General features: G+C 68.1%; 22 protein-coding genes, 1 tRNA gene and 1 CRISPR repeat array. Of the genes, 10 read left to right on the top strand and 13 right to left on the bottom strand.

Annotation, left to right across the window (positions count from 1 at the left end):
- Together ACEZHJ_RS01220 and ACEZHJ_RS01215 are read left to right on the top strand one after the other, a co-directional pair.
- Positions 1–219 (top strand): contractile injection system protein, VgrG/Pvc8 family (locus ACEZHJ_RS01220; protein ID WP_375036147.1); only part of this gene is annotated, 219 nt, incomplete at its 5' end.
- Positions 159–536 (top strand): hypothetical protein, encoded by a 378-nt coding sequence (locus tag ACEZHJ_RS01215; protein ID WP_163138817.1) that lies wholly within the window; start codon positions 159–161, stop codon positions 534–536. The genes ACEZHJ_RS01220 and ACEZHJ_RS01215, both read left to right, overlap by 61 nt.
- 79 nt (positions 537–615) lie before the next feature.
- On the opposite strand, the gene ACEZHJ_RS01210 is transcribed toward ACEZHJ_RS01215, so the two are convergent.
- Both ACEZHJ_RS01210 and ACEZHJ_RS01205 read right to left on the bottom strand, forming a co-directional pair.
- Complete coding sequence (locus ACEZHJ_RS01210) at positions 616–1635, bottom strand: DUF2157 domain-containing protein (protein ID WP_026321197.1); 1020 nt, start codon at positions 1633–1635, stop codon at positions 616–618.
- Positions 1632–2615 (bottom strand): hypothetical protein, encoded by a 984-nt coding sequence (locus ACEZHJ_RS01205; protein ID WP_018719031.1) that lies wholly within the window; start codon positions 2613–2615, stop codon positions 1632–1634. Before ACEZHJ_RS01205 ends, ACEZHJ_RS01210 begins: the two co-directional genes overlap by 4 nt.
- 278 nt (positions 2616–2893) lie before the next feature.
- On the opposite strand from ACEZHJ_RS01205, the gene ACEZHJ_RS01200 reads away from it, so the two are divergent.
- The 5 genes from ACEZHJ_RS01200 to ACEZHJ_RS01180 all read left to right on the top strand — a co-directional run bounded on the left by ACEZHJ_RS01200 (position 2894) and on the right by ACEZHJ_RS01180 (position 6517).
- Complete coding sequence (locus ACEZHJ_RS01200) at positions 2894–4522, top strand: methyl-accepting chemotaxis protein (RefSeq protein ID WP_026321198.1); 1629 nt, start codon at positions 2894–2896, stop codon at positions 4520–4522.
- A 118-nt stretch (positions 4523–4640) separates the two neighbouring features.
- Positions 4641–4928 (top strand): DUF6763 family protein, encoded by a 288-nt coding sequence (locus ACEZHJ_RS01195; protein ID WP_018719033.1) that lies wholly within the window; start codon positions 4641–4643, stop codon positions 4926–4928.
- A 249-nt stretch (positions 4929–5177) separates the two neighbouring features.
- Positions 5178–5366: a hypothetical protein gene (locus ACEZHJ_RS01190; RefSeq protein ID WP_018719034.1), complete on the top strand. Its 189-nt coding sequence runs from the start codon at positions 5178–5180 to the stop codon at positions 5364–5366.
- Positions 5367–5442: 76 nt separating this feature from the next.
- Positions 5443–6063 carry a DUF502 domain-containing protein gene (locus ACEZHJ_RS01185; RefSeq protein ID WP_018719035.1) on the top strand — a complete coding sequence of 207 codons (621 nt, stop codon included), beginning with the start codon at positions 5443–5445 and terminating at the stop codon, positions 6061–6063.
- Positions 6053–6517, top strand: a complete 465-nt coding sequence (locus tag ACEZHJ_RS01180) for an MgtC/SapB family protein (RefSeq protein ID WP_018719036.1) — start codon at positions 6053–6055, stop codon at positions 6515–6517. The genes ACEZHJ_RS01185 and ACEZHJ_RS01180 overlap by 11 nt, the downstream gene beginning before the upstream one ends.
- A gap of 9 nt (positions 6518–6526) precedes the next feature.
- On the opposite strand, the gene ACEZHJ_RS01175 is transcribed toward ACEZHJ_RS01180, so the two are convergent.
- The 6 genes from ACEZHJ_RS01175 to ACEZHJ_RS01150 form a co-directional block, all read right to left on the bottom strand.
- The gene (locus ACEZHJ_RS01175) at positions 6527–7780 is read right to left on the bottom strand and encodes a sodium:proton antiporter (RefSeq protein WP_163138819.1); all 1254 of its coding nucleotides are present in this window, start codon (positions 7778–7780) and stop codon (positions 6527–6529) included.
- Positions 7781–8212: 432 nt separating this feature from the next.
- Complete coding sequence (locus ACEZHJ_RS01170; RefSeq protein WP_018719038.1) at positions 8213–8800, bottom strand: YceI family protein; 588 nt, start codon at positions 8798–8800, stop codon at positions 8213–8215.
- Between the two features lie 44 nt (positions 8801–8844).
- Positions 8845–9393 carry a cytochrome b gene (locus ACEZHJ_RS01165; RefSeq protein ID WP_018719039.1) on the bottom strand — a complete coding sequence of 183 codons (549 nt, stop codon included), beginning with the start codon at positions 9391–9393 and terminating at the stop codon, positions 8845–8847.
- Between the two features lie 189 nt (positions 9394–9582).
- The gene (locus ACEZHJ_RS01160) at positions 9583–10983 is read right to left on the bottom strand and encodes a SpoVR family protein (protein WP_018719040.1); all 1401 of its coding nucleotides are present in this window, start codon (positions 10981–10983) and stop codon (positions 9583–9585) included.
- Position 10984: 1 nt separating this feature from the next.
- Positions 10985–12163 (bottom strand): DUF444 family protein, encoded by a 1179-nt coding sequence (locus ACEZHJ_RS01155; RefSeq protein WP_018719041.1) that lies wholly within the window; start codon positions 12161–12163, stop codon positions 10985–10987.
- 37 nt (positions 12164–12200) lie between these two features.
- Positions 12201–14153: a serine protein kinase gene (locus ACEZHJ_RS01150; protein WP_018719042.1), complete on the bottom strand. Its 1953-nt coding sequence runs from the start codon at positions 14151–14153 to the stop codon at positions 12201–12203.
- A gap of 290 nt (positions 14154–14443) precedes the next feature.
- Between ACEZHJ_RS01150 and ACEZHJ_RS01145 the strand changes: the two genes are divergently transcribed.
- The gene (locus tag ACEZHJ_RS01145; RefSeq protein WP_163138820.1) at positions 14444–15730 is read left to right on the top strand and encodes an MFS transporter; all 1287 of its coding nucleotides are present in this window, start codon (positions 14444–14446) and stop codon (positions 15728–15730) included.
- Positions 15731–15744: 14 nt separating this feature from the next.
- On the opposite strand, the gene ACEZHJ_RS01140 is transcribed toward ACEZHJ_RS01145, so the two are convergent.
- Positions 15745–15818 (bottom strand) — tRNA-Gly (locus ACEZHJ_RS01140).
- 284 nt (positions 15819–16102) lie between these two features.
- Here ACEZHJ_RS01140 and ahpC point away from each other — a divergent pair.
- Positions 16103–16669 (top strand): alkyl hydroperoxide reductase subunit C, encoded by a 567-nt coding sequence (gene ahpC, locus ACEZHJ_RS01135; protein WP_018719044.1) that lies wholly within the window; start codon positions 16103–16105, stop codon positions 16667–16669.
- Between the two features lie 114 nt (positions 16670–16783).
- Positions 16784–18382 carry an alkyl hydroperoxide reductase subunit F gene (ahpF, locus tag ACEZHJ_RS01130; protein ID WP_163138821.1) on the top strand — a complete coding sequence of 533 codons (1599 nt, stop codon included), beginning with the start codon at positions 16784–16786 and terminating at the stop codon, positions 18380–18382.
- Between the two features lie 61 nt (positions 18383–18443).
- Positions 18444–19909: a CRISPR direct-repeat array (repeat unit 22 nt; unit sequence AGCTGCCTACGCGGCAGCGAAC).
- 130 nt (positions 19910–20039) lie between these two features.
- Here ahpF and cas6f read toward each other — a convergent pair.
- Genes cas6f through csy1 form a run of 4 tightly spaced genes read right to left on the bottom strand, consistent with a single transcriptional unit; the run spans position 20040 to position 23960 of the window.
- The gene (gene cas6f / locus ACEZHJ_RS01125; RefSeq protein WP_375036146.1) at positions 20040–20606 is read right to left on the bottom strand and encodes a type I-F CRISPR-associated endoribonuclease Cas6/Csy4; all 567 of its coding nucleotides are present in this window, start codon (positions 20604–20606) and stop codon (positions 20040–20042) included.
- A gap of 4 nt (positions 20607–20610) precedes the next feature.
- Positions 20611–21651 (bottom strand): type I-F CRISPR-associated protein Csy3, encoded by a 1041-nt coding sequence (gene csy3, locus ACEZHJ_RS01120; RefSeq protein WP_163139316.1) that lies wholly within the window; start codon positions 21649–21651, stop codon positions 20611–20613.
- 25 nt (positions 21652–21676) lie between these two features.
- On the bottom strand, positions 21677–22651 hold the full coding sequence (csy2, locus tag ACEZHJ_RS01115; protein ID WP_163139315.1) for a type I-F CRISPR-associated protein Csy2: 975 nt from the start codon (positions 22649–22651) through the stop codon (positions 21677–21679).
- Positions 22644–23960 (bottom strand): type I-F CRISPR-associated protein Csy1, encoded by a 1317-nt coding sequence (gene csy1 / locus ACEZHJ_RS01110; RefSeq protein ID WP_375036145.1) that lies wholly within the window; start codon positions 23958–23960, stop codon positions 22644–22646. The genes csy2 and csy1 overlap by 8 nt, the downstream gene beginning before the upstream one ends.
- Between the last annotated feature and the right edge of the window lie 20 nt (positions 23961–23980).

Genomic DNA, 23980 nt, shown 5'->3' with positions numbered 1-23980 from the left:
CGCTACCGCCTCGACTGCCTCTGCCAGCGCGGCGATCTCGAGCTCAAGCACCTCATCGGCGCCCCCGCCCGGCTCGCCATCCGCCAGGCCGACGCCAGCGAGCGCCCCCTCCACGCCCTCGTCGCCGAGGCCGCCCGCCGGCCGCGGTGGCCACGCTCATGGATCACTACGTCCACGACGCCATCGCCGGCTTTCTCGCCGACGATCGCACAGAGGTGATCGGCCACATCAAGGACCTGGTGCGGTACAAGCAGCTGCTCGACGGCGACGAGCGCTTTGCCCTCAATGCCCGGCGCCTCGGCATCTCGCTCAGCGACGAGGAGCAGGGCTACGCCGCCTACTACGAGCGCACCGGGCGGATACCCCCCGGCATGCCCGTCGACGCCCGCGAGCCGTCCTGGCTCGGCGCCGGCTACCTGCGCTCGCGCCGCATCTACGCCGGCGCCGATGATGTGCTGCTGACGCAGGCCTCTCCCAGCACAGCGCCCGGCCTGGCCCAAGGCGGGGCGGCTACGCGTTCGCAAAGCACCGCATAGGGCAGCCCCCGGGACACACCCGTGGCGTCCCGGGCCCATGGTCCCGCACCGCCCCCCGCGACGGTCGCGGCGACCCGTGCTAACCGGTGCCGCTTGCCTCCCGCCTGCGGCGCTCCGCCCACACCACCAGGGCCAGGGTGGCCGCTCCCATCACGAAGCCGGTGAATACCGGGCCCAGGGCATGCCCGAAAAACCGGAAGAACTGGGTGTAGCCCTGGATGACGAGGAATGTCCAGGCATAGCCACGCAGCATCCGCAGCCGGTAACGGATTCCAAGCGACATGAGCGCGGCATTGAGACCGAGCCAGGCGAGGTTGAACAGCCACAGTTCCCCGGCACCGGCCCGGTGAAAGCCATCCGACAGCTCGAAGCTGCCGAACAGGGACAGCAGCCACAGCGCCATCTCCGCAAAGAACACCCCGGCGGACAGCCACACCAGGAAAAAGCCGCGATAGCGGGCCAAAGGCCCCGCCTCCGCCAGTCGGTGGAGCCCGCCGGCGAGAGCGACGGCGAGACCGGCCAGAAGGAAACGCAGCGGATAACTCATCCCGAACCAGTACACGCCCCAGCCCGAGGCATAACCGGTGGCCCCGCCGAACCAGGCGAAGAACACCACCGCCGCCGCGATCAGGAGCAGCAGGTTGTCCAGCACGTACGCCAGGACCAGGAGCACCCCCAGGTCGATAAGCAGCAGCGCCGGCCAGTTGCCGGAGCCGGCCGAGATGATCGCCCCCACGGTAAAGGTCAGGGCGATCACCAGCAGGCCGCCCAGAAGCTCCAGGCCCCGGGGTGTCCAGTGGTAACCGCCGCGCCGCCTGAGCCGGAGGCCGCCCGCGAAAGCGGCGACGACGCAGACACCGAGCACCGCGGCGAGCCTTGCCAGCGAGAAACCGAGCAGCTCACGGCCCAGCAGGACCACGCCGGCCGCGGCACTGATACCGCCGAATATCGCGAACCACCGCCCCAGCGAACGCCAGTCCCAGCCGGCATCGGGATAACGGGCCGCAAGGGCGGAGAACCCGGCGTCGTCGAGCACACCTTCGCGTCGCAGCGCCGCAAGCTCACGGCGCACCCGCCGTCTGAAGCGCGCGGGACTCATGACGCCCGCCCCGCGCCGAAGCGCTCACACATGCCCCCGATGCCGACACCGAGCAGTCCGCAGACCAGCAGGAACCCCCCGATGGAGACCTCGTCCCAGAACCGTTCGAACAGCCGCGTATACACATCGATAGCCAGGAAAACGACGCCGAACCCGGTGAAGCGTCCGTCCCGGAGCACCGCCCCGGCCACGATCTGGGCGACGCCGGCGGCGCTGAACGCCAGCACCCAGCCGGTGCCTCCGGGCCGTATGGAGAGTATCCAGAGGCAGAGATTGAAATAGACCAGCCCCCAGACCAGCCAGAGATGTCCGAAACCGACCTGGCGTCGCAGCCAGCGCCTTTCGCCCACCGACTCGTGCAGGACACCGAACACGACCGCCGTGAGACCGGCGACCGCCATGTCCCGTTCATTCTGGATGTCCAGGAAATAGCCACCATGACCGATATAGCCATGACGGGTGCCCGCCCAGTGGAAGAGCAGAAGCAGCCCCAGGAACAAGGGCCACCGCAGGGCGTTCGAATAGGCCACCGCCAGGGCGGCAATCGCCGTGAGCAGCATCGCCAGCAGCGGGATGTCCGCCCCGCCCCCGCCGCCAAGACCGAAGTACAACAGCAACGCCCCGGCGTAACCAGCCGCGAGCGCAAAGGTGATGAGCACCCCGCCGGTGACGGTCAGCCCCCGGCGTCGATCCCGCGCCAGGCCGATCCCCGCCCAGCCGGCAGCGAAAGCGGCGGCCAGTACCAGCACGGCCAGGGCAACGGGGGAGGCGCTCTGCAGCAGGATCCCCACCCCGGCGAGGGAAGAAGCGGCAAGCAGGACTACCGCGATCCCCCCCAGCAACCGGACCGCCATTGCCCCGGCGCCCTCCGCGTCAGCGTATCGCGCAGCGAGACGTGCGGCCAGATCGTCGTCGACCACGCCCTGGTGCCGCCACGCCGCGACCTCCGCGGCCATGCGTTCACGGAATCCCTGCGCCATGCCTCCGCCCTGTTCCATCGGTCCGTCGCGTCGGTGAGGCGCCCGCCGACCCGTGACCGGACCGCTGCATCGAACGCCTGTTGCTCGCCAGCGCATCGCCGTCCAGGCCCCTGCGAATACCGCCCATCGGCCACTGCCACGACGTTCGCCGCCAGGCCTTAAGGCACCGCCCCGCCGTGCCGATACACCGTCGACACCACGAACCATAAAGCTTAACCACCATTACTCGTTCGCGGTAGGAACTGCTCACGTTGACTGCCCGGGGAACTACATCGATGATGACTTGGCTCAAATCCAGCCTGCGTAACTGGCTGCTGGCATCCGTCGGCCTGGCGATGGCCGTGGTCTGCATTACGGCGGTGATCGCCGTGGTGCGGCTCAACACGAGCATCGGCGACTACGAACGCCTGCTCACACGCTACGTCCACGCCGAGACCGAGATCCTCGCGACCAACCGGCTGTTCAAGCAGCAGGTCCAGGAGTGGAAGAACGTACTGCTGCGCGGCAGTGACGACGCTCAGCGCGAGAAGTACTGGCGCCAGTTCCGCGAGACCGAAGGCGAGGTGCAGTCCCGCATCGAGGACCTGATTGCTGCGGCCCCGACGCCGGCGATCCGCTCGACACTGCAGAAATTCCTCACCGCCCACGAGAACATGGCCGAACAGTACCGGCAGGGCTACAAGGCGTTCGTCGATAGCGGCTTCGACCACCGTGCCGGCGACACCGCGGTCCGTGGCATCGATCGCGGACCGACCGAGCTGCTGAGCAAGGCAGCTGACCAGATCGGCACGCTCACCCGCCAGCAGCGCGAAGCCGCGTCCCGGACGGCCGGTATCGCCACCGACTGGAGCCTGCCCGTCATCGTCGGCGTCTCCATCGTGGCCCTGGCTCTGCTGTTCTGGATGCTCAACCGCAGCGTGGTACACCCCACCCGCCGGCTCGCCGACGCCATCGACGCGTACTCCCACGGCGACTTCCGGAACGACACCGGCGTCGACCGCGCAGATGAACTCGGCCGCCTCTCCGAGGGTTTGAAGGGCATGCGCAGCAACATCACCGACATGCTCGCACGGATGCAGGAAGCGGCCCGGTCGCTCGCCGAGACGGCGCAGGAGCTGACCCGGACGGCGTCCGGTCTCGCGGACGACAGCTCCGAGGTACGCTCGCGCACCGAAGGCAGCGCCAGCTCCATCTCGGAGATGTCCGCCACGATCCAGGAAGTCGCCCGCAATGCCTCTGATGCCGCCTCCGCCGCGGACCAGGCGGGCGACAACACCCAGAGTAGCCTCCGGGCGATGGACGAGAACGTCACGGCCGTCAAGCACATGGACGATCTCGTGAGCGAGCTCGGTAACGCCATGGAGCAGCTGCAGCAGGACACCACCGAGATCGGCACCGTACTCGAGGTCATCCGCGGCATTGCCGAGCAGACTAACCTCCTCGCCCTCAACGCCGCCATCGAGTCCGCGCGGGCCGGCGAGCACGGCCGCGGCTTCGCGGTGGTGGCCGAGGAGGTACGCACCCTCGCCCAGCGTACCCAGGAATCCACCGAGGAGATCCGCCAGACCATCGAGAAGCTCCAGTCCGCGGCGACCACCGCGGGCGACCTCACCCGGAAGGGACGCGAGCGCGCCGGATCGACGCTGGAGCAGGCCGAGTCCACCGCGACGGCCATCCGCGACGTCGAGACGGCCGTTTCGACCATGCGGGATCTCAACCTGCAGATCGCCACCGCCACGGAAGAGCAGAGCACCGTCTCCGAGGACATCAACCGGACCATTACCGAGGTCGCCGAGCTGACCTCGCGCTCCGACGAAGGGGCGCAGGGCATCAGCCACGCGGCCGGGGAGCTCGACAGTCTTTCCCGCCGACTCGACGAGATGTTCCGCCGCTTCCGCATCGCCTGATGCCGGGGGGGGGCGCTTCCGCCGCCCGTCAGACCGCCGTTGCAGCGACGGCGGTCGCTTCCTATACGTGAAGCAGGCTTGCCTCAGGGCATCCGGAACAGGTGGAGGAGGTCCCGCGATGGCTGTCGGTCACGACCCCGTGGTCGGGGACTGGTACATGACCCCGTCAGGGGACAGCTTCGAGGTCGTCGCCTTCGAGAGCGATGACGATAGCATCGAGATCCAGTACTTCGACGGTGCCGTGGAGGCACTGGACATGGAGACCTGGCTCGATATCAGCGCCCGTCCCATCGAGCCCCCGGAGGACTGGTCCGGCTCCATGGACGTCAGCCGCGAAGACGTCGGCACCGAGGACGTCCCCCAGCCCCACTCCGCATCCAGCCCGCTGGACGACCCGGACCTTTAACCCCGCTGCACCGCCGCGGTGTCGCCATACGCGGACACACCGCCACCGGCCAGCACGGCTATCCGGCGGTCGTTGACGGCGTACGCCCCCGATCCCATCGTCGCAGGCAGAGGGCCCCGCCGGAGAGGCCTGGTGCATCGACGGCGGGTCAATGCGGGTGACGGGGCCATAGAGCGGCCGTGGGTACGGCGCATCGCCGATGGCACCCCGGCCGGTACCGAACTCACCCCCGGACAATGGAGAACCGGAATGCGACGCACCCTTTTTCTCGCCCTTGCCCTTATGCTCGGATTCGGTCTGGTCGCCTGTGACGACGAAGGCCCCGCGGAGAAGGCGGGCGAGCAGGTGGACGAGGCCGTCGAAGATACCGGCCAGGCGATCGAGGAGGCCGGCGACGAGATGGAGGAAACCACGGACAACATGAGCGACGGCAACTGACACCCCTTCCCTTATCGGGTACGGGTGCGGCATCGACCGCCCCGTGCCCATCACACAGCGACCGGGACAAAAGACAATGAAAACCCTTGGACGCATATTCCTGTCCGGACTCGCCGCGGTCGTGCCGATCGCCCTGACCTTCGCGCTACTGGCATGGCTGGGTCTGTATGCCGAGCGCGTACTCGGCGCGATCAGCGAGTGGCTGCTGCCGGACACCCTGGCCTTCCCGGGTCTGGGACTGCTGCTGGGTGTCGCGCTGGTCTTCGGCGTGGGCGTGCTGATGCAGGTCTGGATCGTGCGCCGGCTGTTCGATCTGAGCGAGCGCCTGCTGGAACACATCCCGCTGATCAAGACCATTTACGGCTCGATCCGCGACGTCATGCAGATGTTCTCCCCCCACGACGGCCAGGACACCGGCCGCCCCGTGCTCGTGCGCGTGCCGGGCCGCTCCGAGGCGGTGCTCGGCTTCCTGACCCGGGACGGGCTCGGCGATGCCCTGGGCGGCGAGGACATGGTGGCGGTGTATCTGCCCATGAGCTACCAGATCGGCGGCTTCACCCTGGTGATGCCCCGGGGACAGGTCGAGCCCGTGGACATGGGCGCACAGGACGCCATGCGCTTCGTGCTGACCGCCGGCATGGGCGTGTCCGAGCGGGGCTCCAATGGTGCTAACCAGGGGGAACATTATGAGCGGTGAGCTCCCGCTGCTGGAGATGCTTGCCCGCCTGTCGGCAGCGACGGGGCTGGCGATGCTGCTGGGCCTGGAGCGCGAGCTCCGCGGCAAACCAGCCGGGCTTCGCTCGCACATGCTGGTGGCGCTCGGCGCGGCATCGTTCATGCTCATCGGCATGGACATCCTGCTCTCCGCCGCGGAGGGCAAACCGGGGGCCGCCAGCATCGACCCCACCCGCATCATCGAGGGCGTGATCGGCGGCATCGGCTTCCTTGGGGCCGGCAGCATCATTCGTAGCAACACCGGTATTCAGGGCATCACCACCGGTGCCGCCATCTGGACCGTCGGCGCCATCGGGGTCGCCTGTGGCGCCGGCGAGCTGGCGCTGGCGGCCGTCGTCACGGCGCTGGCGCTCGTCATCGTCGTGGTGCTGGGCCTGTTCGAACGCGGCGTGATCGAGGAGGGCCAGGACCCGTGAGCCGGCGGGTTACGGCACCGCGGCAGGCCGGCGATGGCGGCTGCCGCGGTGCCAGTAGCGGCTCAGCATGGGCTTGACGCTGATCCCGTGGACCAGGATCGAGAGCGTCACCACGATAAGCGTGATGTGGATCAGCTCCAGCGCCACGGACTCGCTCAGGCCCTGGTCGATGGCATACATCAGGTAGTAGAGCGAGCCGATCCCGCGCACGCCGAACCAGGCCGTCATCATCCGCATGCGCCGCGGCGCGCGGCTGCCGAGCAGCCCAAGCCAGACCCCGAGCGGCCGCGCGACCAGGAACAGGAACAGCGCCGTGGCCACCGCACGCCAGCTCCAGGAGTTGAGGAACAGCGTGCCGCCGACGAGCAGGATCACCACCACCTCGCTGAAACGTTCGAGCTGCTCCTTGAACAGCAGCGACGCGTCGGTAATGCGGTTTCGCGCCAGCGGCTCGGCACGGACCTCCGTCTGGCGCAGGGCGACAGCGGCGGCAAACACGGCCAGGAACCCGTAGGCATGGATGCTCACGGTGAGGCCGTAGACCGTCGCGATGAGCCCCAGGCCCACGAAATCGTCCATGAGCACCGCGTCGGGCCAGCGCCGGCGCACCTCGACCGCAGCATGCCCGACGAGCACACCCGCCGCCAGGCCGATGCCCACGCCGGCGGCACTCGCCCACAGCACGTCCCGCAACACCCAGGCCGTACCGGCCTCTCCCAGCGGATGGATACCCAGCAGCCCGAGCCCCAGCAGCACGAACGGGAAGGCGGTGCCATCATTGAGCCCCGCCTCCGAGGTCAGCGCCAGACGCAGGCGGTCCCGGTCCCCCGGATGGCGCACCTGCACGTCGGTGGCGAGCACCGGGTCCGTGGGCGCGAGGATCCCCGCCAGCAGGATCGCCGCCCCGGCGGAGAGCCCGAGGACGACGTAACCAAAAACGGCCATCACGGCGATGGTCACGGTCAGCGCCACCGTGGCCAGCAACGCCGTGGTGCGCCAGCGGCGCAGGCTGAACGGTCCCGGCATCTTCACGCCCGCCGTGTACAGGGAGAGCAGCACCGCGAGTTCGGTGATCAGCTCCAGGGTCTGCGACTGCTTGAGCGGGTTGAAGTGATAGGCCTGGAGCAGCGTGGGCCCGGCCACCAGACCCACACCCAGGTAGAGCATGGCGGTAGTCACGGGCAGCCGGTCGACGGCCGACCGGGTGAACCCCATGGCCACGAGCAGCAGTCCGATCAGCAGGAATGCCATCGCGCTGGTCATCGTCTCGTGTCACCTCGTCGGAATGATGGCAGGGCGGCCCGCGCCAAACCGCGACGGACCGGGGGAGGATCATAGGCTGCCACGAACCGCATGGCGATGCCGTCGCCGCCGGACGGCGCGGTACCGGCGGCCGTCGCCGGGCGGTGACGCCACGGCTCTCCCGCCGTCCCGGGACGGGGTGCCGCATCGGACCGGTCGCGTCTCACCGCGAAGGCCGGGGCAGCAGGACGACGCCCGTTCGGGCTGTGACGGTGCGCGGTACGGCGACCGTCCCGCGGCCTGTTGTGTTGTTGCCGGCGACCCATCGCACCTGACCCGGGGATCCCTCGTTACGCCGGGGCGTCAGGCCCACACGAGAACGCCCGCCGGCACGGGGGCACCGGCGGGCGTGTGGGACCGGCAGACGTGGCAGGTGCACGTGCCGGCGAGCGACTACTGGCGCAGTGCTTCGACGGAGATGTTGATCTCCGCGGTCTTGGGCTCCGGAATGTTGTTGTCGGCGAAATAGGTCAGCCCGAAATCCGCCAGATTGATCGTGGCGCTGGCGGAGAAGGCACGCCGGAAGTTCCCCCAGGGATCCTTGCGCGCGGCGAGCTCCTGGACCTTGAACTCCACCGTGTGGGTGTTGCCCTTGATGGTCAGCTCACCGGTGAGCTTCGCGGAGTCCGGACCGGTGGGCTCGTAGGAAGTGCTCACGAACTTCGCCGTCGGGAACTCCCCGGTCTCGAACAGGCCGTCGCGTTCACGCAGGTGCTTGTTGCGCTCGGCGTGAAAGGTGTCGACGGACTCGGTCTGCACCGTGAACTCCGTCGAGCTCGCGGCACGGTCCTCCGGATCGTAGGTGATGGTGCCGGAGAAGTCGTGGAACACCCCGGGCATCCACGAGAACCCGATATGGCTGGTCTTGAAGGTAATGAACGTATGTGCCGTATCGAGCTTGTACTGCTCGGGAGCGGCCTGGGCGGCGGTGACGCCGAACGCCAGCAACGTGGCGGCTATTGTCGTCAGGATGCGCTTCATCGGTCCCTCCTGGTGATTGTGACTCTCGATGGATTGCTCGGAACTCACCGGCCGGGACGGAGCATGCGTACCAGCGTGCGGTCCCGGTCGACGAAATGATGCTTGAGGGCGGCGAGGGCGTGGACCGTGGCGATCAGCACCAGTGCCCAGGCGCCATAATAATGGATCGCACCGGCCAGCTCCTCCTGCTGCTCCACGCCGGAGACGAGGGCCGGCACCTCGAACCAGCCGAACACACTGACCGCATCGCCCTGCGCCGTGGTGATCAGATAGCCGGCGGCGACGACACCGAGCATCAGCGCGTACATGACCCAGTGGGCCGCCAGCGCACCGGCGCGCTCCCAGCGTGCCATGCCGGTCTCGAAGGCCGGCCGCGGGTTGAGCCCGCGCCAGATCAGGCGCGCGAGCACGGCCGCACCCACGAGCACGCCGATGGAGCGGTGGATGTCAGGGGCGGTGGTGTACCAGGGGTGGTAATAGGAGAGGTCCACCATCCACAGCCCCAGGCCGAACAGGCCGAGAATGGCCGCGGCGATGAGCCAGTGAAGCACGATGCTGACCAGTCCGTACGCCGATGTCGTATTGCGCCACACTGTCGCGTCCCTCGATCACGGTTGCGCAGGCCAGACCGCCTTGGCGACCCCGCCTGCCTGACGCCGTCAGTCTCCGCACCGTGCCGGCGCCCGGCAAGCGGGCACACATCAACATATTGTTAACCATATGGAAACCATTGCCGGCCACAGCCCGTTCGGCCGGAAAAGTGCGGAAACGATAAGCCGGAGCTAATCCGCGTCCCCACCGCCGTCGGGCTCGAGGCGCAGCTCCCGCCCCCGCTCGTCGCAGGTCAGCAGGGTCACCGGCCGGCGCCACACCCGGTAAATGTAGTCGAGCACATGGCGCGCCCGCGCCAGGTCCAGCCCCCGCCCGTCGTCGGCAACGTTCTGACGCAGCACCAGGCCGCCGTCGCGCTGTAGCTCCTCGACCACCACCCGCGGCGCACCGAAGTTGTACTTCGGCCCGAGCAGGGTCTCGTGCAGCTCGGCAAGGTTGGAATCGGTCACCCGGATCTGGCCGTCCTGGCGCGCCGCATAGACGAACAGCTCCAGCTCCCGGGCCCGCTCGGCGGTGAGGTAGTTGCGCACGAAGCCGAAGTCGTCCTCCTGGCTCATCACCGCCCGGGCCGCCTCCAGGCCGTCGTTCTCGACGATGTGCTGCCAGAGCACGTAGCCCAGGTGATACGGATTGACCTGCAGTGAGATGCGGCTGTCGCCGCCGTAGGGCCGGACCACGTCGGAATGCGTCTTCATGCAGTCCACGTACGCCTGCGAGGGCAGGAAGTCCGCCTCGCGCAGCAGCCGCGCGTGCCAGTAGCTCGCCCAGCCCTCGTTCATGATCTGGCAGTTGAACACCGGCTGGAAGTAGTACGCCTCCTTGCGTACCGCGAGGAAGATGTCGCGCTCCCAATCCTCCATCTCCGGGGCGTACTGGGCGATGAACCACAGCAGGTCGCGCTCGGGGTGCGGCGGGATCCTCGGCGGCGCCCGGTGCTGCGGGGCGTCGCCGAGCCCTTCCGCCTCCCCGGGTAGCATGGCGTAGCGGTCCTGGAACTCCGGCTCCGCGTCAGCCTCCGCCGTCCCGGCGCCGGCCGCGGAACGGGTGCTCTCGTAGCGCGGGCGGTTGAGGGGCTGGTCGGTGTCGATGTGCGGCTCCAGCGCCAGGGCCGCGTCCAGCACCGCCTCGACGCGCCGCTCGCCCACGGTCTCGATCACCTCCTCGATACGGTGCGCGTGCGCCGCCGCCTGCTCGACGATGTGGTAGCCCACCTGGGACTGGCTGTGGGCGAACAGCAGGTTGTTGCGCGAGAAGTCTGCGTGCCCGAGCACGTGGGCGACGACCAGGGTGTTCTCCTCGACGCTGTTGGTGTCCACCAGGAACGCCCGGTTGGGATTGCCCGGGAAGACCACCTCGAAGATTCGCGAGTGCCCCATACGGTGCTGGACCATCTGGTAGATCCAGCGCACGCCGAACGACCAGTGCGGCATACGCACCGGCAGCCCGTAGACGGCGATCTCGGTCATGAATGCCGAGGGCACCAGCTCGAAGTCGACGGGATAGTGCTCCAGCCCCAGCTCCCGGGCCAGGGCCTCCATCCTCGGAACCGCCTGCTCCAGGGTCAGGGTCATATCAAACCGCCTCCGCCGCGTCCGCCTGATCGGTGAAGAACGCCCGGATCGCCGGCCAGATATCGCCGTCGTCGCTGAGCGCGTAGCTGCCGCAGGGCACGCCCAGCGCCGCGAGCTCGCGCCAGATGATGGCGACCTCGGTATCGAGCCGCCGGTGCCCGGCGTGGGACACCTCGGCATAGCCCATGAAGTTCATCTGCGGCGCCAGCCGCGCGAGTATCTCCGTCGCCTTGCCACGATCCTCGCTGAAGTTGTGGCCGTCGGTGGCGTAGAAGAGATAGCAGTTGTAGCGCGACGGGTCGTAGCCCGCCTCCAGCTCCTCCTCGACCTTCAGCAGCCCGGAGGAGCTGCGTGTGCCACCCTGGCCGTGGACCTGGAAGAAGGCCTCCTCCTCGAAGGTCCACGCCTCCACGGTGTGCGCGACAAACACCGTCTCCACCGCGGAGAACTGCCGGCGGATGCCCGCCAGGGCCCAGAAGAAGAACGTCTTGGCGAGCTTGCGGCAATGCTCGTCCATGCTCGATGAGACGTCCAGCAACAGGAAGACGACCGCATTGGTGCTCGGCTTGCGCCGGCGTGCGAGCTGGCGGAAGCGCAGATCGTCGTTGCTGATCGGCACCGCCCCGGGGCCCGTGGCGCTGCGCCGCTTGATCGCCTCGCGCATGGTACGGCGGCGGTCGAGCCGCGAGCGCGCCCCGCGACGGTCCCAGCCCTCGCGGATCAGCTCGTCGGTCTCGACGCTGTCGCCCTGCTTGGGCTGGAGATTGGGCAGCTCCAGCTCCTCCCACAGCCAGTCGAGGATGTCGTCGACGCGGAACTCCAGCACGAAGGTCACGCCGCCGTCGCCCTCGCCCGCGCCCTCTTCGCCGCCGGCCCCCGGGTGCCCCGGCTGGGCGGGACGAAGCACGTCACCGGGCTCCGCCTGGCCCTGGCCAGCGCCCTCCTGCTCGCTCGGGTCACGGAGCCGGAAGCGGTAGTGCTCCATGAACTTCACCGGCACCTGGACGGTGCGGTTGTCCGGCCGGGACAGGATGTCGGAGCCAGCCACCAGGTCGGGGAGCTGCTCGCGCACCGCCTCGCGCACACGGCGGTTGTGACGGAGCCAGTCCCGGGTGCCCCGGGAGAAGAGGTCGTACCAGTGGCCGTCGGCGTCGCTGCCGTGGGTCTCGATGAGCGTCATTGCGCCCTCCTCGCCCGCCGATGCGGGCTGTCTCGCGCTATTCCTGGGACAGCAGCGTGGTCACGTAGTTGAGCGCCTCCCGTGCGCCGTGACGGTCGTAGCCGTAGTCGCCGATCAGCCGCTCCTCGACGGCGGCGATCTTCTCCTTCGCCTCCTCGTCCGGGCGGGTCACCGAGGTCACCAGACGCAGCACGTCGCGGCGCTCCTCGAACAGATAACGCTCCATGGCCTCCTTGAGCCGGGTGTGGGAGTCGAGCGTGAAGCTCTCGCCGCGCTTGTAGGCGACCATCGCCTTGCGCACCACCTCCTGGCGGAAGGTGTTCTTGCCGGCGTCGGAGATGTTGATCTTCTCCTCCACCGAGCGCAGAAAGCGCTCGTCCGGCGGCCGCGACTCGCCGGTGATGGGGTCGTTGACCTCGCGGTTGTCCAGGGTTGCCTCCACCTCGTCGAGGTACTTCTCCAGCAGGCTAGCGCTCTCCTCCTCGAAGGAGACGAACAGCGCCTTGTGCACGTCCTCCTTGACCCAGTGGTTGTAGAAGTCCTTGCGCGCGGTGACGAGGAAGTCCACCCACGCCCGCTTCTGCTTGGACTCGATGCGGGCGTCGTTCTCGATGGCATCCTTGAGGGTGACCAGCACCTCCATGCTGGTGAGGCTGCTGACGTCGCTGCGCGAGATCGCGTTGGACAGCGCGTTGACCACGAACCGGGGCGACACGCCGGAGAGCCCCTCGTCCTCGTGCTCGTGCTGCACCCGCTCCTTCTCGCTCGCCGAGACCCCCTCGACCCCCTCATCGGCATACAGGTGCACCTTCTTGGAGAGGTCCAGGTCCTCGCGCTCGGAGGGCTTGAGCCGCGATAGCACCGCGAACACCGCCGCCACCTCCAGGGCATGCGGGTCGAGGTGGACCTGCTGGAAGGTCGGGGCCTGGGCGATGAGCTTGCGGTAGATCCGGGCCTCATCGTGGTAGTTGAGGGTGTAGGGCACCTGGATGATGACCATGCGGTCGAGCAGGGCCTCGTTCTCCTTCTCCTGGAGGAACTTGCGGAACTCCGCCAGGTTGGTGTGGGCGATGATGGTCTCGTCCACGTGGATCAGCGGGAAACGCGAGACCTTGACGTTCTTCTCCTGCGTGAGGGTGAGCAGGAGGTAGAGGAACTCCCGCTTGACCTTGAGGATCTCGATCATCTCCAGCAGCCCGCGGCTGGCGGCGTAGACCGCACCGGACCAGCTCCATGCCCGCGGGTCGCCCTCGTCGCCGTACTCCGAGACCTTGGCGAGGTCGACGGAGCCGATCAGATCGGCGATATCCGCCGTGGTCGGATCATGAGGGGCATACGTGCCGACACCCACGCGGTTGGCCTCGGAGAGGAAGACCCGCTCCACCGGGTACTGCATGAAATCGCCCTCGTACTCGCGCTCGAGCACCGAGCGGCAGTACGGCGAGAGATCGCCCTGGATGTCCACGCCGTAGGTCTCGCGGAACTCCGCACGCAGGGTGTAGGGCACGAGGTTCAGCGGGTTCTCGTGCAGCGGCGAGCCCTTGAGCGCGTAGAGGGCCCCCTCCTCGGTGTGGCTGTATTCCTCCAGCCCGCGCTTCAACAGGATCACGAGGCTGGACTTGCCGCCGGAGGGCGGGCCGAGCAGGAGCAGCAGCCGGCGGCCGACCTCGGAGCCCGCGCTCGCGGCCTTGAAGTAGTCCATGATCCGGCGCAGCGGCCGGTCCATGCCGAAGAGCTCGTGGGAGAACAGCCGGAACTCCTCCCCCTCGGGCGTGGCTTCGGCCTCCCGGCGCTGCATCCAGCGCAGCATGTCCCAGACATACTGGTGGCTGCTGCGCGTAGCCAGCCCGGGCTGCTGCACGACGACCTGCTCCAGGTAATCCGCGAACGTGCCCTCCCACTGCTTCGCCCGGTGCTCACGGGTGAAGGCGCTCAGGGAATCCAGGAACTGCTCATGCCGCTCGCGCGGATTGCCGTTCGTGCTCGACATACCATCTCCTCCGTCACGGATTCGCCCGTCGGGACGCCCCCTGTGGAGACCCTCGGGACGAGGGCCTGTGATGGTTAGAGTGCGCCGGCGCGCTCAAGGTTTCCCGTCCGCCGCGTTATCACACCCCTACCGGAACTTGTAGCACACAGCCGCGGCGCAGGTGACAGGGACGGGGTCTCACGTCGAACACTTCACAGGCGTGCAGGGAAGGCGTACTTTCGCCGATCGGGACCTCTACCTGCCGCCCGGAACGGCGGCAGTTCCCAACATAGCAACGGATACCCAGGCGGATGCGCGCGCTCATCGTCTCCATCACGGCGTTGCTCGGCTCGACGGTCATCCTCATGACCGGCAGCGGGCTGCTCGGCACACTGCTGTCCGTGCGCATGGGCATCGAGCAGTACAGCCCCGGCATCACGGGCCTGGTGATGTCCGCCTACTTCGCCGGGCTCATGCTCGGCGCCCTCGGCGCCGGCGCGGTGATCCGCCGGGCCGGGCACATCCGCGCCTTCGCGGTCTTCGCCGCACTGGTCACCGCCGCCACGCTGGTGCACGCGCTGTGGATCGACCCCTGGGTCTGGGGCGCTCTGCGGGTGATCAGCGGCTTCTCCCTGGCCGGGCTGTACATGGTCATCGAGAGCTGGCTCAATGAGCGTGGCGCCGGCGGCGCCCGGGGCCGGCTGTTCTCCCTCTACCAGGCCACCAGCTACCTCGGCCTGGGCCTCGGTCAGCTCCTCATCTCCGTGCGCCCGGCGAGCGGACCGGAGCTGTTCATGCTCAACGCCGTATTGCTGGCGCTGTGCCTGGTGCCGGTGAGCCTCACCCGCGCCATCCACCCGACACCGCCGGAGCGCACGCCTATGGCGCTCGCGCTGGTCTGCCGCGGCTCTCCGCTCGGGGTGTTCATCTGCCTGGGGGCGGGCATCGTCAACGGCTCCGCGTTCGCGCTGGCACCGCTGTTCATCGTCGACCACGTGGGCCTGCAGAGCGTCGCCGTGTTCATGAGCGCCGTGATCCTCGGCGGCATGCTGCTGCAGTACCCCATCGGCCACCTCTCCGACGTCTTCGACCGGCGACGCCTGCTGGTGGCGGTGAACCTGGCGCTGGCCGCCTTCGCGGTGGTGATGCTGTTCGTCGCCAACAGCGGGCTGACCGTGCTCGCCGCGGTCGGCCTGGGCTACGGCGGCCTGACCTTCACGCTCTACCCGCTGGCCGTGGCCCATATCAACGACCGCGTGCGCTCGGACAACTTCGTCGGCGTCGCCGGCGCGCTGCTCTTCCTCTGGGGAATCGGCGCGGTGGTCGGCCCGATCGCCATCGGCCAGCTCATGAACCTCCTCGGCACCGAGGGGCTGTTCCACGCCGCGGCCGCCTGCGCCGTGCTGATGGCCGCCGCGACCCTGGCCGCCCGGCGCGAACAGGTGCCCAACGAAGAGCAGACCGCCTTCGTGAGCATGGCCCGCACCACCACGGTCATCACCGAAATGGACCCGCGTGCCGATCCCGGGGAACAGGTGCAGATGGACTGGATCGAGGAGATGCAGACGTCGCAGGAGACGGAAGCCGCCGCGCCCTGACGCGGCGGCGGATCTGGAGCGGCCGACCGGAATCGAACCGGCATCACGACCTTGGGAGGGTCGGGTTCTACCGTTGAACTACGGCCGCCTTGCGGGGCGAACGCCCACCCGCGTATTTGTAGCCGGTTTCGGGGGCGAAACGCAAGCGCACTCCGGCCGGCTCCGGGCCGCCACCGCGGTCGCACCGGTGGCCGCGCGGCCATGCACCGCGAACGCACAGCACCACGCGCCCGCCTGGTGCGACGCCCCGTGTCGGGTCACAACGATAGACAGACACTATCACTAATTTAACGACAATCAATTGGAACAACCAATCGGTCGCCAGTAGGGTGTGCACTCGAGGTTCAACGTCACGGAAAGGAGTCGATACCAATGTCTCTCATCAACACCGAGATCAAGCCGTTCAAGTCCACTGCGTTCAAGGCTGGCGCGGATTTCTTCGATGTCAGCGACCAGGACCTGCGCGGCGGGTGGTCCGTGGTGTTCTTCTACCCGGCGGACTTCACCTTCGTCTGCCCGACGGAGCTCGAGGACCTGGCCGACCACTACGACGAGTTCCAGAAGCTGGGCGTCGAGATCTACAGCGTCTCCACCGACACCCACTTCGCCCACAAGGCCTGGCACGACACCTCCGAGGCCATCGGCAAGATCAAGTTCACCATGGTCGGCGACCCCACCGGTGAGATCACGCGCAACTTCGACAACATGCGCGAGGGCGAGGGCCTGGCCGACCGTGCCACGTTCGTGATCGATCCGGACGGCGTCATCCAGGCGATGGAGACCACCGCCGAGGGCATCGGCCGCGACGCCACCGACCTGCTGCGCAAGGTCAAGGCGGCGCAGTACGTGCGCAACCACCCCGGCGAGGTCTGCCCGGCGAAGTGGAAGGAGGGTGAGACCACCCTCGAGCCGTCGCTGGACCTGGTCGGCAAGATCTAAGCACACCGGTGCCGACCGCGGGTCCGCACCGCCGGACCCGCACGCATCCCAAGAGCGTGTCCGGCCCCGCCGGGGCCGGCACGCCCACCGAATCCGAACCAAGGGGGCATCGTCATGTTGGACGACAAGCTCAAGGACCAGTTGAAGGCCTATCTCGAGAACGTGACCCAGCCGGTCGAGCTGGTCGCCTCCCTCGATGATGGTGCCAAGTCCACGGAGCTCGACGAGCTGCTGCGGGAGATCGAGTCCCTTTCGGACAAGATCAGCCTGCTGCGCCGCGAGGACGAGGACGACGACACCCACGTGCGTCGGCCCTCCTTCGATATCCGCCGCGCGGGCACAGACATCAGTGTGCGCTTCGCCGGCATCCCGCTGGGTCACGAGTTCACCTCGCTGGTGCTGGCGCTGCTGCAGGTGGGCGGCCACCCGTCCAAGGCATCGCGGGAGATCATCGAGCAGATCGAGGCGCTCGATGGGGACTACCACTTCGAGACGTTCTTCTCGCTGTCCTGTCAGAACTGCCCGGACGTGGTGCAGGCGCTCAATCTCATGAGCGTCATCAACCCGCGCATCCGGCACGAGGCCATCGACGGCGCGCTGTTCCAGGACGAGGTCGAGGCCAAGGAGATCATGGCCGTGCCGAGCGTCTACCTCAACGGTGAACCCTTCACCCAGGGGCGCATGACCCTCGAGGACCTCGTCGCCAAGCTGGACACCGGCTCCGAGGCCCGCGATGCGGAGAAGATGCGCGAGAAGGACCCGTTCGACGTTCTCGTCGTCGGCGGCGGTCCGGGTGGCGCGGCCTCGGCGATCTACGCCGCGCGCAAGGGCATCCGCACCGGCGTGGCCTCCGAGCGCTTCGGTGGCCAGGTGATGGACACCCTGGGCATCGAGAACTTCATCTCCGTGCCCTATACCGAGGGGCCGAAGCTCGCCGCTGCGCTCGAGGAGCACGTCAAGGAGTACGGCGTCGACATCATGGACCGCCAGCGCGCCGAGGCGCTGATCCCGGCCGAGGAGCCCGGCCGGCCCCACGAGGTGCGCCTCGCCAACGGCGCCAGCCTAAAAGGCCGGACCGTAGTGCTCGCCACCGGCGCGCGCTGGCGCTCGCTCGGCGTGCCCGGCGAAGAGGAGTACCGCAACAAGGGCGTGGCCTACTGCCCCCACTGCGACGGCCCGCTGTTCAAGGGCAAGCGCGTGGCGGTGATCGGCGGCGGCAACTCCGGCGTCGAGGCCGCGATCGACCTCGCCGGCATCGTCGATCATGTCACGGTGCTGGAATTCGCCGACAAGCTGGGCGCGGACGCCGTGCTGCAGAAGAAGCTCCACAGCCTGCCCAACGTGGACGTGATCTGCTCGGCGCAGACCACCGAGATCACCGGCGACGGCTCCCGGGTCAACGGCCTCGACTACAAGGACCGCGAGACCGGCGGGATGCACCACGTCGAGCTCGCCGGCGTGTTCGTGCAGATCGGCCTGCTACCCAACACCGAATGGCTCCAGGGCAGCGTGGCGCTGAGCAAGTACGGCGAGATCGAGGTCGACGCCCGCGGCGAGACCTCCGTGCCCGGTGTCTTCGCCGCCGGCGACGCGACCACCGTGCCGTACAAGCAGATCGTCATCGCCATGGGCGAAGGCTCCAAGGCGGCCCTCAGCGCCTTCGACTTCCTCATCCGCAACAGCGTCTCCGAGGAAGAAGACGCCGCCGCCTGAGCCGGACAAGACACTACCCGCAAGTCCCACGAAGCCCGGCACCCGCCGGGCTTTGTCTTTGCGCTGCCTACGCGGCAGCCAACGAGCTCACGGATCTCGATCAGCGTGTCCGGCATTTCTAAGCTGCCTACGCGGCAGCGAACGGCCGGTCGCGCGCAAGGCGCTGGCGTGGCCTTTTCTAAGCTGCCTACGCGGCAGCGAACCTGGCGGATGGGGAGGGCACGCTCCGCATCGATTTCTAAGCTGCCTACGCGGCAGCGAACACATCGTCTACACCGTCCCAGGCTATTACCTATTTCTAAGCTGCCTACGCGGCAGCGAACTGGGAGTCCGAGCACGGCCAGCGTCTCGTCACTTTTCTAAGCTGCCTACGCGGCAGCGAACGCCATCTCCAGGATCTCCTCGCCAATCTCCGATTTCTAAGCTGCCTACGCGGCAGCGAACCCGCCGAACCCGGCGTCGCGCAGCGTCTTCATTTTCTAAGCTGCCTACGCGGCAGCGAACCCGGCCACCGTCCGCGCCCAGCGCGAGGCCGATTTCTAAGCTGCCTACGCGGCAGCGAACAGTACTTCTTCGCAGACCGCGGGAGCCATGCCTTTCTAAGCTGCCTACGCGGCAGCGAACGATCCGCCTCTACCGCACCCAGGGTGGCGCCTTTTCTAAGCTGCCTACGCGGCAGCGAACGTCCCTACTCCCACTCATCGAAATAAAGGCTATTTCTAAGCTGCCTACGCGGCAGCGAACCGTCTACGCCCGCCGGCCCGCCGTGGCACCCATTTCTAAGCTGCCTACGCGGCAGCGAACTTCCATAGCTTCCTCCAGTGGACCGCTTTCAGCTTTCTGAGCTGCCTACGCGGCAGCGAACTTCGACTGGACGTTCAAAGACATCCGCGCCAATTTCTGAGCTGCCTACGCGGCAGCGAACGCTCGGCGTCGCTGATGCCGAGGCGTGGGATCTTTCTGAGCTGCCTACGCGGCAGCGAACGATGCTCTCGTCAACCTGGACGAGCGTGTCCATTTCTGAGCTGCCTACGCGGCAGCGAACGACTGCGTGCGTATCGAGCGCCGCGATGGCGTTTTCTGAGCTGCCTACGCGGCAGCGAACGAATAATTTTACGACGCTTACCGGCGTCCACCTTTTCTGAGCTGCCTACGCGGCAGCGAACCTTCGGGCGTCGTTGAACCCCGATGCCATCCATTTCTGAGCTGCCTACGCGGCAGCGAACGGCGTACTCGACGCCCCTTCGGTGGGGGGAAATTTCTGAGCTGCCTACGCGGCAGCGAACGTCACCCCCGTGGTCACTTTCGCGCAGACCAGCTTTCTGAGCTGCCTACGCGGCAGCGAACTCCATGGGGGCGGCCCTTGCGGTCACCCCGGTTTTCTGAGCTGCCTACGCGGCAGCGAACTGGTCGCACCGCTCGCGGCTGCGCTCGGGCAATTTCTGAGCTGCCTACGCGGCAGCGAACGTTCCGGACGGGGCTATCGTCGTGCTCGACGATTTCTGAGCTGCCTACGCGGCAGCGAACTAGGGCCTGTGCGCGGTAATCATCTGTTTGTTAAAGAACAACGAGGGCCCGGCGGCCGTTGACCCTTTTTTCAGGCACTTTTCTAAGTGACTGATTTATGGAGCCGTGTTATCGGCCGCCGGAAAAAGGGTCAGAACCACGGCACGGTGGCCGTGCGGCTGAGCCCGTAGGTGCTGAAAGCCCCAGGCACGGGGTCCGGACTGCAGTCTCCGTGCTCGATGAACAGGCTGAACGCCCGGCCGGTGCTGCTGCTGCGGACGGTGACGAAGGGGGTCGCGACCCGCCGCTCGACGCTGTCCGGGACCTGGGCGCAGGCCTGCTCGTAGGTCTCGCCATGCCGGCGCATGCGCCGCCGCCGCAGCCGCTCGGCGTTGGTCTTGTACTGGCGGCGCCGCACGACCCGGTGGGCGGCCCCGTCGGGTACGGCCCGGATCCCGCCGTGATCGACGTGGTCGCGCATGCCGGTGAGCCAGCGGAGCCCGGTCAGCGCATGGAGCCGGTTCGCCGTTCCGTGGAGCCGCAGCACGTCGCCCAGGGTACGGGGATCGGTCTGATGGGCGGGGAAACTGATGCCGATATCGTCGGCATCGATGTCCACCAGCCCCCGGTGCAGCTTGCTCACCAGTGCGCCGAGCAGCATGGACTGCTGAAACTCCGGGTCCGGCAGAACGCGGATATCCAGGTAGTGATCCAGCATCGCCTCACTCCGCCTTGTCGCCGAACACGCCGCCGCGGATGAGGGTGGCCATGACGTAGTGCTGATCGGTGACCGCGGGCTTGCTGTCCTTGAGCAGCCAGTCGTCCAGCAGCGAATAGAAGTCGACCTTCTGCCGGGGCTGGCGGTACGCGGTCCCCCGCGTGGTCACGGAGCCGTAGGGCTCGACGGCGATGGGCCCGATCCCGGCGGTCTCCGCCTCCGGATACCAGGTGTCGATGGTGCGGATCGCGTTGCCCAGCTTCTGGGAGTGGATGCCGGCGACGCCGTTGACGCTGTAGAGCGTCTTGCTCTTGTCGTTCCGACCCCGCTCCAGGATGAGCTCCTGGGAGGGGAAGACCTCCTGGCCGGCACCCATCCGGGCGAAGGCGCTCACCTCCAGGAGCACGAGACGCTCACCGGCGAGCCCCTGGCGGATGAGGGCGGCGAGGCCGGCGAGATCGTCCCGGGTCCCCGCCGTGGGCTCGAAATCGCGCAGCGACAGATCGAGGGCGTCGAACGTCCAGCTCGCCGCGAGCTCGCCGTGCTCGCGGTGACTCACCCGGACCTCGACGGCCTCGGCACCCACGCGGTTGCGCCAGAGGAAACGCCCGTTGGCGAGGTTGTGGGCGTAGCGCCGGGCCAGCTCGTCGAAGCCCTGCTCGGTTTCGTAGGCGTCCACCGCGGCCCGGAGCTTTTCGTGATAGGCCGCGCTGTTGCAGGCGGAGGGCTCGCCGGCACCGCCCAGGACCTTGAGCGTGAAGTGCGTCAGCAGGGTATCGGCATCCGTGGGCAGGGCCGCGACGTCCACGGTCTGGAGGTTGGGATTGTGGATCGCGGCATCGATCTTCGCGGGGTCCTGGTCTTTCGCCTTGAGCCGGTTGGAGATGGTGCCGCGCACGGACTTCGCGCGAATGGCGATGCCGGGCCACTCCGCGGCGCTGTCGCGCTCGCTCCAGTGGCCGGCGAACATCAGGGCGTCCGAGGGATCGAGCTTGCGCTCGAAGGCGAGGACGGAGGCGGTCTTGAGCTCGGCGGTCTTGGCCATGATTCAGGCTCCTTCCTGGTGCAGATCAGACAAATTCGGCGGCGTTGTCGATATAGTCGTTGCGCAGTCGGTAGCGCCCCTCGTCGAGCCGGTTGTCGACGTACCAGAGCAGCCGCTCCGGGCTGTCCAGCCGATGGGGACTCACCCACTGGCCGATGGAGTACAGGCTCTCGACGAAGCGTAGCGGGGTGGCCGTGTCCCGGGCCCGCCGGACGTCGCCGCCCGCCTGCAAAGGCCCGAGCGCGCCGTATCCCACGGGGATCGGCACCAACCATCCCGGCCGGCGGCGCGCCTCCCAGCGAATCGTCTCCTCGCCGTCGTCTTCCCCGCCGCGGCAGGTCATGTTCAGCCGCGAGAGGTCGAGCCAGGCATCCAGCAGGGTGGTGTCCGGGTCGTCCGCACGCATCTCGGCGTGCCGTTCGTGGAGCAGGTCGTCCCGGCAGACGAGGGCGAAGCCGGGCAGCCACCGCCGCAGCAGGCGCTTGCTCTGCTGGCGGCGCTCGTCCTCCTGTTCGTCCAGGGGGATCAGCTCGGGGCCGTTCCAGCGGCGCCCCCGGAACGAGCCCGGCAACACCGTGCCGCCGGCCACCCGCAGGGTGAGCAGCAGCTCACCGACCTCCCGGGCGATGGCGGCACGCTCCTCCGCGGGCGCGGCGCAGGCATCGCCGCGCACCGCGAAGACCAGGCTGACGTCCAGGTGCACGCGTCCCTCCTCGACGATGGCGGCGGTGTCACCGTCCCTGCCCACCGGGTTACGCGTCAGATGAAAGGCGTGGGTATAGCCACGATGGCTCGCCTGGGGCTCGCAGTGGTGACACACCACGCCGACCCCTTCGAACAGGAGCGGGATGTCCCGCTCGGCAAGGCGGCGTTCGAGCAGATGCATCAGGCCCACGAACGCGGTCATTGCCGGGAATCCCCAGGTCATCGGGCTGGAGATGGCGTTCGCGTTCTGCACGCGCACGTGGGGCAGCACGAGGAGCGAATGACTCTCAGACATGGGGCAGCGTCTCCTCCAGTTCGTCCATTTCCACCTCCAGCCGCTCCGCCCAGAAGCGCCGTTCGGGGTCGGCCACCGGCAGTGGGCCCTGGAGCTGAGCGTTGAGCCAGGCGGCGAAGCGCTCTCGGACCTCCCGCGGCCAGTCCACCTGCGCCCGGCGCATGGCGAACTCGGCGTCCTCCGCCGCCCGGTCCGGGTCCAGCCACAGGCATTCCGCCTCGACGAGGCGACAGTCGGCGTGGGCGCTCCAGCCCGGCGGCAGTGCCGACAGCTCGGCGGCGAAGACCAGGAGCGCGTCGGTGAGCTCGGCCAGCAGCTCGTCCCGGTGGCGGCGGGTCGCGACGTTCGGTTTCGGCTCCGAGCGCAGGAAGCGCAACAGCGCGTTCACCGCCGAGCGCACGGGCCGCCGGCGGCCGAAGAGCGGGAATACCGAGTCGGTGTGGAGCGGTGCCCGTACGTCCGCGGAACGCCAGTCCGGCGGCAGCGAGGCGAGGAGGTAGTTGCCACCACGCCGCTCGCTGTTGAGCTGGGAGATGTTCTGGGGCTTGGTTCCGCCGAATTTCTGCACGGCCAGTTTCGGATACTCGCGGGACTCGACGGCGCTGTAACGCCGCTCGCGCCGGGCCGTCCGCGCCGCCTTCGCCACCTCGCTGAAGCGGTCCTCGTTGATCGCCCGGAACGCCGCGTGCGCAAGGCTCGTCGCGTACAGCGGCGCCAGCAGGTGAAACCCCCGATCGTCGGTGGGGTCGTCGCCGACGAGCCAGTAGACCTGCTTGGCGCGGGTATGGCTCGCCGGATCGTGACCGGCCCGGGTGATGCCGGCGAACGCCTCCATCCACGCCTGCCCCTGCGTCGGATCGTCGCTCAGGGCCGCCGCGAAGGCCGCCTCGCCGGCCAGGGCACGATCCAGCATGGAGCGGCCGTCGTGCTCGGTCTGGAGGAACTTGTAGACATCGAGCGCCGCGGCATTGCCCACGACGTCCCGCGGCGCGCCGTCGCCGAGGACGTGAGTGCCCACGGCCGGATGCGCCGGCAACGTCTCCGGCGGGGCGAACAGGCTCGTGCCCCGGGCGTCCGGGTGCGTGGCCTTGAGCGCGTGGGTGACCACCTGCAGCTGGGCGACGCGCCGCGTGGCGTCCGCGAGCCAGTTTTCCCTGCGATGATTTTCGACGACCGCCGCACGCTTTTCGTGGTAGCCGTCATCGTCCTGCCGGAGCTTGTCGAGCTTCGCCTGACATCGCTCGTCTATGAACGCCTCCACGGTGTCGCGAAGGGTGCTGTCGGTATCGTCCGGCATCGTTCTCTCCATGGGTGCCTTCTCCTTGCCTT

The organism is Arhodomonas sp. KWT2 (assembly GCF_041949875.1).
GTDB lineage: Bacteria > Pseudomonadota > Gammaproteobacteria > Nitrococcales > Nitrococcaceae > Arhodomonas > Arhodomonas aquaeolei.
The sequence above is the reverse complement of the archived record's forward strand: the minus strand, read 5'-3'. Positions and strand labels throughout refer to the sequence as shown.